13 protein-coding genes are annotated in these 16,123 nt (G+C 43.4%); 8 read left to right on the forward strand and 5 right to left on the reverse strand.

Translation table 11 applies throughout. The annotated features are described in order from the left end of the window. The first annotated feature begins 38 nt into the window (after positions 1 to 38). The 6 genes from ACXACS_RS05500 (at position 39) to ACXACS_RS05525 (ending at position 9,428) form a co-directional block, all read left to right on the forward strand. A complete protein-coding gene (locus tag ACXACS_RS05500) occupies positions 39 to 1,298 on the forward strand; it encodes a sensor histidine kinase (protein WP_474804961.1) in 1,260 nt (419 codons plus the stop codon). Continuing rightward, complete coding sequence (locus ACXACS_RS05505) at positions 1,295 to 1,972, forward strand: response regulator (RefSeq protein WP_474804963.1); 678 nt, start codon at positions 1,295 to 1,297, stop codon at positions 1,970 to 1,972. The genes ACXACS_RS05500 and ACXACS_RS05505 overlap by 4 nt, the downstream gene beginning before the upstream one ends. A 142-nt stretch (positions 1,973 to 2,114) precedes the next feature. Next, on the forward strand, positions 2,115 to 3,632 hold the full coding sequence (gene exaC, locus ACXACS_RS05510) for an acetaldehyde dehydrogenase ExaC (RefSeq protein WP_474804965.1): 1,518 nt from the start codon (positions 2,115 to 2,117) through the stop codon (positions 3,630 to 3,632). 40 nt (positions 3,633 to 3,672) lie between these two features. Next, positions 3,673 to 5,769 (forward strand): 4Fe-4S binding protein, encoded by a 2,097-nt coding sequence (locus ACXACS_RS05515; protein WP_474804967.1) that lies wholly within the window; start codon positions 3,673 to 3,675, stop codon positions 5,767 to 5,769. After that, entirely contained in the window at positions 5,738 to 6,928 is a 1,191-nt protein-coding gene (gene nosP, locus ACXACS_RS05520) for a nitric oxide-sensing protein NosP (protein ID WP_474804969.1), read from the forward strand. Before ACXACS_RS05515 ends, nosP begins: the two co-directional genes overlap by 32 nt. Beyond that, positions 6,915 to 9,428, forward strand: a complete 2,514-nt coding sequence (locus ACXACS_RS05525; protein WP_474804971.1) for a hybrid sensor histidine kinase/response regulator — start codon at positions 6,915 to 6,917, stop codon at positions 9,426 to 9,428. The genes nosP and ACXACS_RS05525 overlap by 14 nt, the downstream gene beginning before the upstream one ends. 56 nt (positions 9,429 to 9,484) lie before the next feature. On the opposite strand, the gene ACXACS_RS05530 is transcribed toward ACXACS_RS05525, so the two are convergent. The 4 genes from ACXACS_RS05530 to ACXACS_RS05545 all read right to left on the reverse strand — a co-directional run bounded on the left by ACXACS_RS05530 (position 9,485) and on the right by ACXACS_RS05545 (position 13,813). Beyond that, positions 9,485 to 10,144 carry a response regulator gene (locus ACXACS_RS05530; protein ID WP_014950680.1) on the reverse strand — a complete coding sequence of 220 codons (660 nt, stop codon included), beginning with the start codon at positions 10,142 to 10,144 and terminating at the stop codon, positions 9,485 to 9,487. A gap of 272 nt (positions 10,145 to 10,416) precedes the next feature. Continuing rightward, entirely contained in the window at positions 10,417 to 11,277 is an 861-nt protein-coding gene (locus tag ACXACS_RS05535) for a hypothetical protein (protein ID WP_474804974.1), read from the reverse strand. A gap of 201 nt (positions 11,278 to 11,478) precedes the next feature. Then, positions 11,479 to 12,708 carry a porin family protein gene (locus ACXACS_RS05540; protein ID WP_474804976.1) on the reverse strand — a complete coding sequence of 410 codons (1,230 nt, stop codon included), beginning with the start codon at positions 12,706 to 12,708 and terminating at the stop codon, positions 11,479 to 11,481. Between the two features lie 250 nt (positions 12,709 to 12,958). Continuing rightward, positions 12,959 to 13,813 (reverse strand): right-handed parallel beta-helix repeat-containing protein, encoded by an 855-nt coding sequence (locus ACXACS_RS05545; protein WP_474804978.1) that lies wholly within the window; start codon positions 13,811 to 13,813, stop codon positions 12,959 to 12,961. A gap of 158 nt (positions 13,814 to 13,971) precedes the next feature. Between ACXACS_RS05545 and ACXACS_RS05550 the strand changes: the two genes are divergently transcribed. Next, complete coding sequence (locus tag ACXACS_RS05550; RefSeq protein WP_474804980.1) at positions 13,972 to 14,331, forward strand: hypothetical protein; 360 nt, start codon at positions 13,972 to 13,974, stop codon at positions 14,329 to 14,331. 519 nt (positions 14,332 to 14,850) lie between these two features. Next, a complete protein-coding gene (gene rhaM, locus ACXACS_RS05555; RefSeq protein ID WP_474804981.1) occupies positions 14,851 to 15,165 on the forward strand; it encodes an L-rhamnose mutarotase in 315 nt (104 codons plus the stop codon). Between the two features lie 114 nt (positions 15,166 to 15,279). Here rhaM and ACXACS_RS05560 read toward each other — a convergent pair whose 3' ends face one another. Next, positions 15,280 to 16,068, reverse strand: a complete 789-nt coding sequence (locus ACXACS_RS05560; RefSeq protein ID WP_474804982.1) for a DUF1961 family protein — start codon at positions 16,066 to 16,068, stop codon at positions 15,280 to 15,282. Between the last annotated feature and the right edge of the window lie 55 nt (positions 16,069 to 16,123).

Raw genomic sequence — 16,123 nt, forward strand, 5'->3', positions numbered from 1 at the left:
TAGCATAACCCTGTAATAAAAGGCTTGCAGGGGCGCTTATGTCAGGTTTTACGAAAATATCTACAGCTGTAGTGGCCGTATTCATTGGCTGCTTTTTGGTTTTTACCTGTCTGGTCTACTTCCACATACAGGATAATATAGAGGAAGAAATGACCGGCGCGCTTAATCAAGTGCGAGAAATGGTAAACCTCAATATCCCTGTCGCTGATATCGAAGCAATTGTAGAGCCTAGTCCTCACTTATCTGCCCATTATTTCACGGGCCGTCTTCGGGCAGAGCAGCCCTCAGCAATGTCTACATCTGAACGCAATGCACTGACACCCGTTATCATCCCAATTCAGGAAAATCAGTATCTTATTGTTACGCCTTCCGATACTACTGAGCTCACTCAGAATCTTACGTTTTTTGCCTTGGTAGCGGGGCTGTTTTTTGCGACTTTTGTTCTGCTTCTATTTACATTAAATGTAGCGGTTAAACAAAGGTTAGTGCCGCTAAATCAGCTCGCTGAAGCGTTATCTAAGCTACGAGAAGGCAAGGAATCACAGCCTCTACCACATTCAGATATTACCGAAATGAACAGGGTGTTAAATCAATTTAAGCACCTGCAAAATGCGCTTAAAACAAAAGAAAAGCAGCTCATCAAAATAGATAAGCAGTTAGCTCTTCTTCAAGAGCAAGAGCGAAATTACCTTGCCAGAGAACTTCACGATAACGTGGGGCAGTTGCTGACAACGATAAAAGCCCACGCCTATATTCTGGTTAACGCAAAAGAGCGCTCTGTTGTTGAATTCTCTGCTCAGAAAGTTCAGGTGATGTCACATCAAATAAGCGATGCAATTAGAAAGCTCACTGCTCACCTTCACCCGCTTGTTTTGGATAGAGTCTCTCTTCAGTCGTCGCTAGAACGTCTGGTTTACGAACAAGAAGTGGCACAGCCCGATACGCAGTGGAACGTGTCAATTAATCTAAAGCGCTATCAAGAAGATAATGAGCGAGATATTCATCTTTACCGATTTGCTCAAGAAGCCATTAATAACGTGATTAAGCATGCGAAGGCCACCAAGGTTAGCATTCAAATTTATGGCGATACTCACCGGGTTTCTGTGATGGTCAAAGACAACGGCCGGGGATTGGGTAACCACATTGTAGAAAATATTGGCATGTCTTCAATGCGCAGCCGAGCGCGTTGTATAGGAGCAAATTGCAGTGTGACGTCACCAGATGATGGCGGCGTTGCTGTATCGCTGTCCCTTACCCTTAAAAAAATGCCTCCTCTTATGGGCGCTAACGTCGCATGAATATTCTGATTGTCGACGACCACGCTGTGGTACGTGAAGGATACAAAGCTTTACTCAATGCGATGATGCCCGATTGCCGTATTTTTGATGCTGAAAACGGTGCACAAACCCATCGTTTATTAGCCAGTAGTGACATTGAGATCTTAATCCTCGACATAAACCTTTCAAATGAAAGTGGCCTTGTTTTAGCCAAGATTTTTTTGAAGCGACATCCAGATTTAAAAATTATCTTTTTCAGTATGTTCGAAGACAGTGTCATATTGCACCGCGCCATGCAGACCGGTGCTATGGGGTACATCAGTAAAAGTAGTTCGCCTGAAATATTGATCTCGGCAATTAAGGTCGTCGCAAAAGGGCAAAAGTATATTGAGCGAGGCCTGGCGGTAAATTTAGCCAATCAACTTCTTGATACCAATGTGGACATTGCTGCCAAATTAACAAAACGTGAGTTCGAAATATTTATTGCGATAGCAATGAATAAATCCCGCTTCGATATTGCTGATGAGTTGGGCCTATCGGCTAAGACTGTCTCTAACGCACTTACCGTCATTAAGCGAAAGCTCGACGCGGTGCCCTCCCAGTTTGCAGCCATTGCGGCTAAACACGGTTACATCGGTGATGCAGAGCTTTCACCGTCTCAATCGGTGTCTTTTGTCGAGAAAAGTGGCAAGTAGCCATAGGTTTCCCCTCCTAAAGTAGGAGTCAAATCGGTCTATCGCATCATGGTAGGTACAACGTAAAAGTACCATTATCAAACTACACAACAAACCAAGTTAGTGCGCGTGGTACGCGCAAAGTTATCAAAAGGTACTTCTTATGATTTATGCAAAGCCAGGTAGTGAAGGTTCGGTCGTAAGCTTCAATGAAAGCTACGGTAATTTTATCAATGGCGAATGGGTTGCACCGGTTAAAGGTGAGTACTTCACCGCGACATCACCAGTAGATGGCAGTGACATCGCACAAATCCCTCGCTCAACGTCTGAAGATATTGAGCTTGCTTTAGATGCCGCTCACGCTGCGAAAAAAGGTTGGGCAGATACATCAGTAGCTGAGCGTTCTAACATTCTTCTGAAAATAGCCGATCGCATCGAAGAAAACCTAGAGCTACTCGCCGTTGCAGAAACTTGGGATAACGGTAAAGCCGTTCGTGAAACACTGAATGCCGATATCCCGCTTTGCGCAGACCATTACCGTTATTACGCAGGCTGTATTCGAAGCCAAGAAGGCACCATCGGTGAAATTGATAAAAACACGGTGGCGTATCACTTCCATGAACCTTATGGTGTAGTTGGACAAATCATTCCATGGAACTTCCCGCTACTTATGGCGGCATGGAAACTTGCGCCAGCACTTGTTACCGGTAACGTAGTGGTGTTAAAGCCAGCAGAACAAACGCCAGTATCTATCTTATTGTTCGCCGAACTAATCCAAGACCTATTACCGCCGGGTGTACTAAACATTGTTAACGGGTTCGGCGCAGAGGCTGGACAGGCCCTTGCAACAAGCACAAGAATCGCAAAAATTGCATTTACTGGCTCTACGCCGGTTGGCGGGCACATCCTTCGCTGTGCTGCCGAAAACCTTATTCCATCTACTGTAGAGCTTGGCGGCAAATCGCCAAACTTATTCTTCGCAGACATTATGGATCACGAACCAGAATTTATCGATAAGTGTGCGGAAGGGTTAGTGCTTGGCTATTTCAACCAAGGTGAAGTATGTACGTGTCCTTCTCGAGCGATTATTCACGAAGACATCTATGATGCGTTCATGGAAAAAGTGTTGGAAAAAATTCAGAAGATCAAACGCGGCAACCCACTAGACACAGACACCATGGTAGGCGCGCAGGCATCTAACGAGCAGTTCGAAAAGATCCTTAAATACATCGATATCGGTAAGTCAGAAGGAGCTCAGGTTGTCACTGGAGGTGAGAAAGAACAGTTACCAGGCTTTGATGGAGGCTACTACATTCAGCCGACTATCTTGAAGGGGGAAAACCACATGCGTGTGTTCCAGGAAGAGATTTTTGGTCCGGTAATCGCTGTTCAAACCTTCAAAACCGAAGAAGAGGCGATTGAGATTGCCAATAATACAAGCTTCGGACTTGGCGCTGGTGTATGGAGCCGCGATGCGAATGTAGCATTCCGCGTAGGTCGAGCGATTGAAGCAGGTCGCGTATGGACGAACTGTTATCACTTGTATCCAGCTCACGCTGCATTTGGCGGCTACAAGAAATCGGGGATTGGCCGCGAAACCCACAAGATGATGCTAGATCACTACCAGCAGACAAAAAATCTATTGGTAAGCTACGACATCAACCCACTTGGTTTCTTCTAAGTAAACCTGAGGGCGGCGCCTACCGCCGCCCGCTACTTTTATGCGCATCGCATTTTCCTCAATCATTTTCTTGCTGTTTCTCAGCTCCAATGTGTTGGCGCAGTCTGACGCGACAGACATTCCACAAGACATTTACAAAATATTTCCTAACGCTACACGCGTGGGAGAAATGCACACAGATATCAAGGTAACCCCGGTCTATCAGCTTCAGCAAATACTCGGATATGTTTTTGAGTCGAATGACTTTGTCGACTTCATAGGCTTTTCAGGCAAACCGGTTAATGTGGTTATTGGGCTAGATACACAAGGCAATGTGGTCGATCTTTTCGTTAAGCAGCATAGCGAGCCGATTTTTTTGCACGGGCTTGGCGAGAAATCCATGTTTGATTTCGTTGCTCAATATCAAGGGCACAGTGTCAAAGAGCGTTTTATCATTGGTGGGAAAAGCAATGTAGGCAAAGACGCTACCTACTTTGATGGGGTTACGAAAGCCACCGTATCGGTGCTGGTTATCAACGATACCATCGTGACATCTGCATTAGCCGTTGCCAGAGCTAAGCTCGATGGCTTTGTTGCGCCTAGCAATAATATTATCAATCCAGACTTTTACGAACCTCTTACTTTTAGCGAGTTGGTGGACAAGGGCTACATCCAAAAGCACCAGATTATCCAGCAAAATACCAAAGGCCTCTCGAGAGAAGTGGTTCGGGCGGTTGACGATATTCAAAGAGAGTTTGCTCTTGATGGTGACATCATTGCCGAACACTACTATGCGTTTTTAAGTCTTCCTATTGTGGGGAAAAACCTGCTGGATGAAGAGGAGTTTGCTCGGTTACAGGAAAATCTAAATCCAGGAGAAATGGCACTGATGGTACTGAATACGAAAGGGTTCAGTTTTATCAGCGATGAGTTTATTCCCCAAACCACGCCTGAGCATTTACGGGTATCTCAAGGCGGTTTTCCCACGGCAATCCGCGATATCGATTTTTATAGCTTCTATGACCCCGCATTTTCACAACCATTGCCCGACTACAACGAGATCAAAGTACTTCGCGTAAAATCGAAAGGTGGGCTGTCACTTGACCAAGAAATGGAATTAGCGATTAGTGTGCCGTTTAAGCCAAGTTTCTTCGAGCAAGATGAGCATCTGTTCCCTTTGAAAGTGACACTGCCTAGTGAACTATTTATGGAAAATCCTGAGGCTCAGTTAGCGAAGCCCATTCCGTTGTGGCAGAAAATTTGGGGGGACAGAGCCTTAACGATAAGCATCACCGTTGTTTATCTTGTAGCGCTGTCGTTGTTTTTTGCATTCCAGCAAAGGCTAACGCCTTACACCAAGTTTGTGCATACAGTGCGGGCATTTTCCCTTGTGTTTGTGCTGTTTTTTATTGGCTTTTACGCTCAAGGGCAACTGTCTGTTGTCAACATATACACGCTGCTACTGGATATTGTCGATGGATTTTCCCTAGAGGTATATCTTCTCGACCCGGTCATTTTTATTTTGTGGAGCTTTGTATTTGTCTCGTTGTTTATTGTTGGTCGGGGACTATTTTGTGGCTGGCTTTGCCCCTTCGGAGCACTCCAGGAAATGATGGGAATACTGGCTGAAAAGCTCAGGATAAAACAAATTAGAATTAAGCCACAGCACCACAAACGGGCACAAAAAATTAAATATGTATTGCTTCTAGGCCTAGTTGCGTGCTCATTCTATTCGCTAAACCTTGCGGAGAAGCTCGCTGAGATAGAGCCGTTCAAAACGTCCATAACCCTACACTTTGTTCGATATTGGCCCTTTGTGCTGTATTCGGTTTTATTGCTGCTACTTAGCTTAAAAATTCATAAAGTGTACTGCCGCTATTTATGTCCGTTGGGAGCGGGGCTTGCCATTCTGGGGCGTTTCCCTTTAGTTAAGTTGCTTACACGTAAAGATGCCTGCGGTAATCCGTGTCAGCTGTGCAAACAAAAGAAATGTGGTATTGATGCTATAGAACAAGACGGCAGCATTGACTATGCTGAATGTATTCAGTGCCTTGAGTGTGTGGTTACGTTAGATAACCCTGACTTGTGCAAAATCGATAAATATAAAAAGAAAAAGGTGCCAACGCGTGTCAAAAACCTCAATCCTGTCCGCACTTAGTCAACCTGCTAATAGCAAGGTTAACGATGACAACCATTCTAGTTTATACGGTGCTAAAGAAGCCTGCCGTGATGTGGCCAATGAGATTTTAGCCAACGTTAAGTGCGATGAAATAGAGCTATTACTCTTTCATACCAGCACGCTTTTTGACTTAGACACCGTAGCAAAGGAAATCTCCGCACGTTTTCCGCACGTGAATATTGTTGGCTGCACCAGTGCAGGAGAATTTAATAAAAACGGCTACGGAACAGAAAAACTTTTGGCCGTCGCGTTTTTGAAAAACGAATTTTCTATTGCCACAGCATTGGTGCCTAATTTGGGCGAAGTAAACTTTGATGAAGCCCACGATATTGCCAGTGGTTTGCGCCGAGCCTTACAGGGGAGGGAGCGTCGTTACGATACAGAGCAGCACTTCGTTATTTCTGTGCTCGATGGACTTACCCGCCATGAGGAACATTTTCTAGAAACCTTTGCGACTGCATTTGGCAATATTCCACACTTAGGTGGTAGCGCTGGCGACGATTTAAAGCTTGAAGCCACCTATGTGTTTTACAACGGTGAATTTCATCGAGACGCAGCAGTACTGCTGCTTGTTGGCACGGGAAAGCCCTTCACGGTATTCTCCACTGATCACATTAACTCTCCCGTATCGAAGTTGGTGGTAACCCACGCCGATCCAGAATCGCGAACCGTGTATGAAATTAACGGAGAACCCGCAGCGCAATATTACGCAAGCTTGTTAGGGATGAAAGCAGAAGACTTAACGCCTGACGTGTTTTCTCTTTTTCCTTTGGCAGTATTGGTGGGTGGAAAATACTTTATTCGCTCAATCCAGAAAGTAGATCTGGCGACTAACGCTATTACGTTCTATTGCGCGGTTGATATTGGCATTATTCTTACGTTCATTCAGCTAGGCGATTGTATTGAAGCACTAGAAGACAAGTTGGATAAATTGCAAACCGAGCTTGGCGAGCCCGAGTTTGTTTATGCCTGTGACTGTTTCTTACGAAGGCTCGAAATTCAGCAAGGTAAAAATGACCACGAGATAAAACGCTTACAGCAAAAATACAAGGTTGCGGGCTTCAATGCCTATGGCGAGCATATCCACTCGGTTCACTTGAACCAAACGTTTACGGGGGTGTATTTTGCAGCCCAATAATCAATTTACCGACGTGGAAGCGCTCCAAAAGGCGCTTTACGATCAACGGCGTGAAAACGAAAAGCTTGAAAAAATAAACGCAGCGCTGATGTATCGCATGGAAGAGGGCGGTTTTAATCATCACAGTTATCGCGCCTTCGAACATTCGGTTCAACTTTCTGAAAAAGTAAGTCAGAAAACGGAAGAGCTTCAGTCAGTACTACAAAAGCTGGAACAGTCAAACGCCGAACTGGTGCGAGCTCACGAAGAAACCCATCAGGTTAAACAGCGTTTACATGACGCCATTGAAAGCACCAATCAGGCGATGGTGTTGCTAGATAGACTTGGCGGGATCATCTTCTTTAATCGGCACTTTGAAACTGTTTGGGATGACCTTTCCATTACCCCTAAAATTGGCGATAACTATTACGATATCACCCAAGCTGCCAAGCATTCCGGGGTTATTCGCCGCGCCCTGCCTGCTGATGTCGAAGGCAGGATGATCTATCAGTTGTCGACCCGGCGATGGTATCAGCTGACCAATCGACCCACGCAAGAAGGCGGGAACGTTATTCTGTTTAACGACATCACTGAAGTAAAACTGCTTGAATCGAATCGTTACGAGCAAGTCATTAAAGAGAAAAACAAGCTGTTGCAAAGCCTTATCGATAATATTGATGTTGGAATATTGCTCATTGATAAAGAAGGTGGCATTGCGTTTTGGAATAACACGTTTTTGACCCAATCAAACGTGCCCCAGCACGTACTGGTAAACAGTAAGAATATTTATGCCCTTCAAAATAACCGTCACTGGAGCGGGCTCAACTTAAACCCGGTGGGGCCAAGTACCCAGATTATACACGAGCAATTGGTGGTTGAACGCAACATCACTACACTGCCCGACGGCAATACGCTGTGCACGTTCACCAATGTTACATCGCAGCATCACTACGCGGAAACGCTGAAGCAAAACGAAAGCTGGATCCGCATGATAACCGATAACGTACCGGCGCTTATTGCTTACATTGGTACCGATAAAAAGTTTCAATACACCAATAAAGGTTATCGCGATTGGTATGGCGTTAGTGAGCAAGACATTAATGATATGCCCATGGATCGAAGCCATCTGAAAGAGGTTTACCCCAATCTTATTCAGTACTTGCGCCGTGTTAACCAAGGCGAAGTGGTGAGCTTTCAAAGCAAAGAAAAAAATGCTCATGGCGACGTTGGCTTTTTACAGAAAGTTTATTTGCCTCATTTCAATGAATCTGGCGATATCACCGGGCACTTTGTCTTGGCTACAGACGTGTCGCAGCAGGTAGAAAGCCAGCTTCAGCTTAAAGCGGCTAAGGATCAGTTAGAATCGAATGTAGAAAAGCGTACCCGTGAACTCAATCACGCCAACATCGCCCTTCAAGAAGCGATTGATTCAAAGAGCAAATTTTTGGCTGCTATTAGCCACGATCTTATGCAGCCCCTTAGCGCTGCCATCTTGTTCAACGAAACATTGAAAGATCAAGTGGATAGTTCATCCAGCACCATTGTTGCCGCCCTCGATAATTCACTGTCTGATTTACATGGCCTTATTCGCACGCTTATTGAAACATCCAAACTTGACGCTGGGGTGTTACAGCCCGATAAGCAGCAAGAAAATGTATTGCCGTTACTTATGCAGCTAGCCGAAGAGTTTACACATATCAGTAAAGACTACAGTGTAGATTTTCGCTATCGCTTGAAAGAAGCCTTCGTGGTGACAGACGTGAACTTACTTTCTCGAATATTGCGAAATTTATTAATAAATGCAATGAAATACGGTGCCAACGGTAAGGTGTTACTGGCAGCTCGAAAGGTGAATGAGAACCTGGAAATTAGCATCTATGATCAAGGTGTGGGTATAAGCGAAGACGATCAGAAAGTTATTTTTAAAGAGTTTTCCAGATTAGAAAACGATTTTAACTACTCTTACAGTTTGGGGCTGGGACTATACATTGTAGATAAAATGAGTAAGTTGCTAGAGCACAATATTCGAGTGCGCTCGAAAGAGGGCGTAGGCGCATGTTTCACGGTGACCATTCCTATTACCGATGTTTGTGATACGAGCCAGGAACAAGACTATCTTTATACTTTGGAGCCATCGTTACCAGATTACGTTTTGGATAAGCATATATGGCATATTGATAACGATGCGAATATGCGTATTGCTATGCAAACGTTGTTCGCAAACTGGGACATGGAAGTAGACACCTTCTCAGGTTTTGAACAATGCAGTGCCGTAAATAATGGCAGCTTTGACGAGTGCGACATGCTTATTGTCGATTACCACTTAGATGAAGAAGAAACCGGTTTAGACATTGCGAAACGCGTAAGAAAAATCGCGCCTTCAATGCCCATTATGATTTGCACCGCTAATCACTCAAAAGCGTTAGCGAATGAACTTGAAGGCACCGACATTCAGCTGCTGCACAAACCTGTTAACTCTTCGGTGCTTAAGGCGGCGCTAGTCTCAAGCTTGAATGGCTAAAAGTATAGGAACATGAGGCCTGTTAATCTTAGGTGCACAGCAAAGATCAACAGGTCTTAATTAAATACGTATTGGTTAAAGTCGATATTCGCGGCACTGGCCACAACCTTTACTCGGTTGCTTGCGCCTAATTTTTTGAGAATAGATGAGACGTGAGACTTAACCGTGGTTTCAGAAATATTAAGCTCGTAGGCAATCACTTTATTGGCTAACCCTTGAGTTAGATATTTCAGTACAGTCAGCTCTTTTCGTGTTAATGAACGAATTTGCTCCGGTGAAATACCGTTGTCATTGGTCATACGTGTTCTGGTAGACGGCGTTCTCAATATCTCTGAAGGTAAACACACGTTCCCTTCAAAAATACTCTCGATAGATGTGGCTATTTCTTCAATCTTGCTGCTTTTTGAAATAAAGCCAACGGCACCATAAGAAATGGTTTGCAGTATATTTTGCTTTTCCGTTTCAGCTGAAATAATCACTACAGGTACGTTAGGGTGTTGGTTTCGAATTTCTAAAAGTCCGTTTAGGCCACAGGTTTCCGGCATATTTAAATCAAGCATGATTAAGTCGAACTTCGCGTCTTGCTCTAGTAACGTTAACGCTTCAGAAATTGAATTGGCTTCGAGGGTTTCTGAGTCGGGAAACTTTTTCCCTAAGATAGTAATCATTGCGTGACGAAAAATAGGGTGGTCGTCAATTATCAGGATACGGTGCATGGTCTTTCCCTCAGCTAAAAAAGCGACATTTGCCGCTGGCCTTGTGACTTATTTGGGCTGGCGTTTTATTCACACATAAGCCTTTTAGTAAGACAAAATTATGGCGTAAATGAAACGCTTCAAAGTGACCAAATTCCCCGAAATATTAAAAGCTAAACAGTCACTTCATGTGTTTACAATGTTAACATTAATATAACATTAAATCAGGCCTAATAAGACCAATGGCTTATAATAAAAAAGCACGTAAGACCAGTACGGACGGGACTTTCGTTCTATAACTCGTCAAGTAACTGCCTTCTTTTTTCGGCGTATTCTGTTTCGCTAATTAGGTTTGCCTTTTTTAGTGCGTCTAACCGTTTAAAACGAGCAACGATATCGTTATCTGCTGGAAAGGAGCCCGAGCCAGCTACGTCTTTCTTACTGGGTGTGTTTTCCCTATTCGCTGGGGAAAGTGTTTCCTTTTCTACAGGTGCTTCAAATGCCAGCTGAGTCGGTGCGACCACCCAATCGAAGCGATTTTTCGTTTTCAGTTCTATACCAGGTGCGGAAAAAGAGAGTGGGGAATCGAATGAGAACTTTGCTTGTTTGCGATTACCAAAATCAAAGTCGTATTTTACCAAGCCCTGAGAAGTAGGATCATAGGCCATTTCGTAGGCTTTATTGGCTACTTTATCGAACTCGCCAATAAGAATATTGAGCTGGTCGTCTGCAACGAAAATACTGCCTGCAACGTAATACGTTTGGGTTTTAAGGCCTGCCAAATAGCGCTTCTCTTTACTAAGGGCAAAAATTACGTCTTGCTGAGCAGTCGCTGTTCGCAGCGCCTCAGGCAGATAGGCGGCAAGTAACGCAACCTGTTCGTTGGAAAAAAGCGGTGTTGAGGTATTTTTGTTCTTAACCACATCAATAGCGCTAAGTATGGCGGATACATCCTGCTCTTGCAGCGTAAAGGGGTGCTGGTTGGCACGCATGTCACCGTCTGTTTCGTTTTGCTTTTCAACAAGGCGAATAAAATTGTTTTTGTCCTCCTGAAATATGACCTGTGCGTCTGCGATATGTACTGTCGTTATGAAGAGTAGGGCTAACAGAATGGGTTGAGCTGAACGTAATGAAAATAGAGATATATTTTTCATGATCTTTCCTTTTTCAATAGGAAAAGCGAGAGTGAATCTCGCTTTTTTTATGTCATATCTTTTAGCTTAATTTTAATTTCTGACTTAAGTTTAAAATTGATCAGTTTTTTATCATTAATTAAATGAATCGAGTAATTTTTAAATTTAAGAGTAATTAGATATAAGTTCACTGTTAAAATATGACTGATTTTTAATTCTCAATTAAAAGAACACAGTGCCACCTAGTTGAATTAGGGTTAAGTCTTCTGCGCTGTTATAAATTCCTTGCGCAGATTCTGAACCATCAATATCTAAACTTAGATTTTCGTATTTCGCGTACACCAAGAAGCGCGAGCCAAAATACTGTTCCGCTGCAACACCCCACTGACTAAGCTCTGAGCCGGTAACGCCATCTAAATGAGCCATGCCGTATTGGTCGTTATAACTGGCATATTCAGCGTAGAAGGCAGAATCACCAAAGCGATTAAACTGTTTTCTAATGCCTGCCTTAAAGTAATAGGCATCCGTATCGTCACCCGAGCCAACAATCGCATCGTCAGCTTCTTCCATCTGATAAGTGGCTACCCCAAATACTCCTGACTTAATATGCATGAGCCCTGCTTGCAGTTGTAGCGTAGTTGAACTGTTGCCCCCAACATTGCTACCGCCATCTTTATTCACTGAGTAACCTGCGTGAAGGTTAGTTTTGAAGCCTTCGTGTTCAGCAGCATATTTAACCGCAATATCGTAGATTTCGTCGTTTGCATAACCAACTGCAATACTCACATTGCCCATTTGAGGAAGATCGTAGCGTACGCCATTACGGTAAATCCCGTTACAATCTAGTCCTATACCCAACCCAGGCGTAGCCAAGCACTGAGCAAATTGACCCCACGCGACATTGGTTGAACCTTCTTCCACGCCTTGAATAAAGAAGCCATTTGCTCTAAATAATGGAGAAATTCCCGACCAGATTGTGCCAGAGGGGTCGGCTAGAACGGCAATGTTATCGGTGGGAAGGCTTTGTAAACCAATGGTGATTTTACCCCAGTCGCCACCAAAGTAGAGGCTACTGCCCAACAGGCCTATGTCGCCGCCATTGAAGGTGTCTAAGTTATCCTGATTGGCAAACAAAAGCGGGGTTTGATGGCCACCACCGGCGTAGTTCGGTGCGCCTGAAAGAGGTTCAATAATGACCTCAAAGCCCACGTCAATGCCTTGTTCTTCCAGTTTATAATTCCCTGAAAGCGTAATACGGCTGCCTAGCGTTGTACCGTTGTCTGAAAGTTGTGCCACATCACTACCCACACCGTCGTCGTAATAGGTTAAGCCTTCGTTTATCCACCCAGAGATATTCCATGAATAGGGCTCGTCTTGGGCAAAACTATGGCTACTGACTGTGCTTAAAATGGCAATAGATAAACAGGTTTTTGTAAATGTATTCTTTTTCATTTTACTGTCCCAATATTGGTAGTGTTGATTAATTACAGTGGCTTTTTATTTTTATTTTTGACTGGTTTAATGCTTTCGGTGTCCAGTAAATTGATAATAGGTTTTATTGAATTTTGAACCATCAGCCGTAAGGCGTGTTAATCTCCTTCTTTAGTAGCGGGAAAATTAAATGTATAAATGATAAGAAACGCGACTACTGTAAAAAGTAAGTCGCGTTTTTTTTGTTTTTGTTGCAGTTATAGCGGCTTAATTAGTTGGCGATCGACCCACCGCAATCAGCGTTTATGCTATTATTAGAACCACCTCTTATTCTACAATTGAGTGTCCCTCTTACTTTTCCGCTATTTACCTTAGTGTTGGATGAGTCTTGAATATAAATACCTTCTTTATTGCTCGATGCTATATCTACATAGTTTACTGTTGTACCACTTGAGCCGCTGACGCTAAAGAAGCCGCGTCCGGAATTACGAGATTTGACTGAGCCTACTTGAATATTTCCGCCATTATTATTCGCAACTCTGAACGTGGCGTATCCCCCATATTGATCATTTTTGTCGCCTTCTACGCGAGAAACAGTACCAATTCTGCTGCGATTAAGTAGTAAACCACATCCATCTGTATTGTTCGCTTTGATTGTACCTATTGTAAACCCATTGGTGTCCCACAATTCCACGGCATGGCCACCCACATTGTCGGCTTCAACGTTGTTTATGGTGACGGTTTTATTTTCGGTGCCTTTATCAAACCTTATTCCGCCAACACTATTGCTCATATTTGTCATTTTAAAGTTTTCGATGGTGAAACTACTACACCCTCTTGCAAGTAAGGCGTAGCGAGGGCTGTTGGTTACCGTTACATTTTTTATCGTTACGCCCCGCCGGTTGAAGCAACGGAACAAACCATTGTCTGAAATATTGCCTCCATCAATGGTTCTGCCTCCAAAGTCGTAGGTCTCATTATCAATTAAATTAATAGCAGAGGAGGGTTTATTTGGAATCTGAGTGGTGTCCGCTGCATCAGCCACACTTACCAATGATAGAGCAATTGCCAATGCACCCAGTGGTGATATCCACGAAGCCTGTTTTCTTGCTATTTTTAAAGACATAAAGCATTCCTATTGTGTTGTTATGTTAACTGTGTGTTAAATTATTATTTGTTCAATCAATATTGGTCAGAATCAATTGCTAATATTCAATTTGATTCATAATTGAAACCTATTACGCGGATGGTACTAAATAGGAAAACATGCAGTGAGGTGAGCGAGTGAAAAAGGGGGATGGCATTGTACTAGGTGTCGCAATTGGCGTAGCTGTTTCATTTCTAGTATTCACAAAATGGTATGGAGAAATGAGTTACGACAACAACAAGCCTTTGCTGAGCGAAGTGAGTAATGGCAACGAAGCAATCGTAAATTGTACTATGCCTTCTTTAATATCATGGCAAAGTTCGCGTTCAGAGAGCAACGTAACAGCTAATATAGACGCTGGTTATAACGCGTTGATCAGCGGCGATAAATCAAAACTTCTGGATTTCTTGTTTTTGCTCCGAACCCATCCATCACCCCATGAGTTTATGGTTCACAAACTATTAAGCGCGAATTATTCCAACCTGATCTGGCACTAAGGCGAGCGGCCATTAAAGCAATGTACAGTGTCGAAGCATCGTGGCTCCACGCCAACTTGATTCATGAAGTAGAACACATTGCAAAAAAACCAATCTCAAGAAAATTCCTTACAAAAACTGGCTGAGGATATTATACATTTTCACGGCCTATGAAGTATTCGCGCGCTCATAATTCATCTATTGTTATGTTTCTCATTTGAACTTTAATGTTTCCTAGTATTTACATTGCTTGAGCATTTATGATTGAATTTGAATGTTAAAGGCTGGTGTGTGAAGTTTGACCGGTGTTACATAGGTTTTCGTGTTAATACGAGAAAACCATCGTCGATGTCAAAGTAAACGCGAGAGTCGTTTGTATATTTTTTGGCGCGTTTACGCATAATCACCTCAAACCCTACATGTAGGCGCGCCGCCTTATTTAAACCTTGCGCCACAGGGGGACTCGGCATAATCATTTTCATTTTACGAAATCAGTGCTGGGTAAGTGCGTTGTCAGTGAGCTCTAATAGGATATTTGAAATGGAAAAAATAGCGTTTGTAATGCAGTTGCTGCCCGGTTTTGAGGATGAATATAAAAAACGTCACGATGAGATTTGGCCTGAACTTGTGGCTTTATTGAAAAAAGCGGGTATCCACGACTACTCAATATTTCTGCACCCAGACACCTTGCAGTTGTTCGCGGTGTTAAAACGGGAATCGACTCACGATATGGATAACTTACCCGAATACGAAATCATGCAAAAGTGGTGGGCATTTATGGGCGATATTATGGAACACAACCCCGATAACAGCCCAGTTGTTCAGCCGCTTACGCGAGTATTTCATCTAGACTAGAGCCTGTTAGCTGCTGCCAAAAAGTTCTACAAAAAACAACAGGTTCGAGTATCACTTTTTGTTAGTTCGCATGTAGAGAAAATTAAGCCAGCTATGACACTGGCTTAGTGAGTGCTATGGGGTTGTATTGGCCCATACTTTTAAATTTCTATACTGGAACTGAGTCCATTTCATCTGTCTAAAACCTATAAAGCCGTCTGTCAAAGGTTTACCCGTGTCGACGTTGTCTATAACCGAGGTGTTATCTATATAGTCAATCACCTTTTCGTCATCAACAAACAGCTGTATGTGCGCGCTTTGCTTCACTAGCGTGATGTTATGTATCTGTGTTGACTGAGCAGGAATGCCTACTTTTCCTTTTTGCAGTAATGAGAACGTGTTGTTTTTTCTCAAATTTGCGTGTTGACGATTGGGATTGTGGGCCGCGTTTGCATAGTAAGATATATGATAGCTTTTAATATCACCCTCGGTATATTGAGTGAAAGTACCATTTCGAGGTACAAGCTGGTCGTCGAAAATAGACTCTCCATTTACCCCTTTAGCCGCGAAAAAAATAATGACTAACCCAGCGTCAGTATTGAGGGCTTGCGCTTGCCAACTCGCTACAAAGCTGTCTGGAAATGACACGGGAGCCCAATACACATGATGCATGGCTTCATCAGGTGACCACATTTGCATCCAATTACTCTTGAAGCTTACCTGCCCAGGCCCCTCCATTCGCCAACCAGCCATATCTTCGTCACTTTGCATGGGGTTGTCATAGATAAGCTGCATATGTTGAGTTACTTGTGCAGGGACAGCGTTAAGGGGCATAGTATCAGGTGCTTTTTGGTAGCTAGGCAATAACAGCACTACGAGTGTAAATAAGCTAGCTTTGGCTAGTAAAGTAAATATATTCGACACAGTGATCTCTCCCCTGAAGATTTAAATGCGCAATTATTATCAATCAAATCCAATC

Source organism: Alteromonas sp. AWM4_230, from assembly GCF_056158305.1.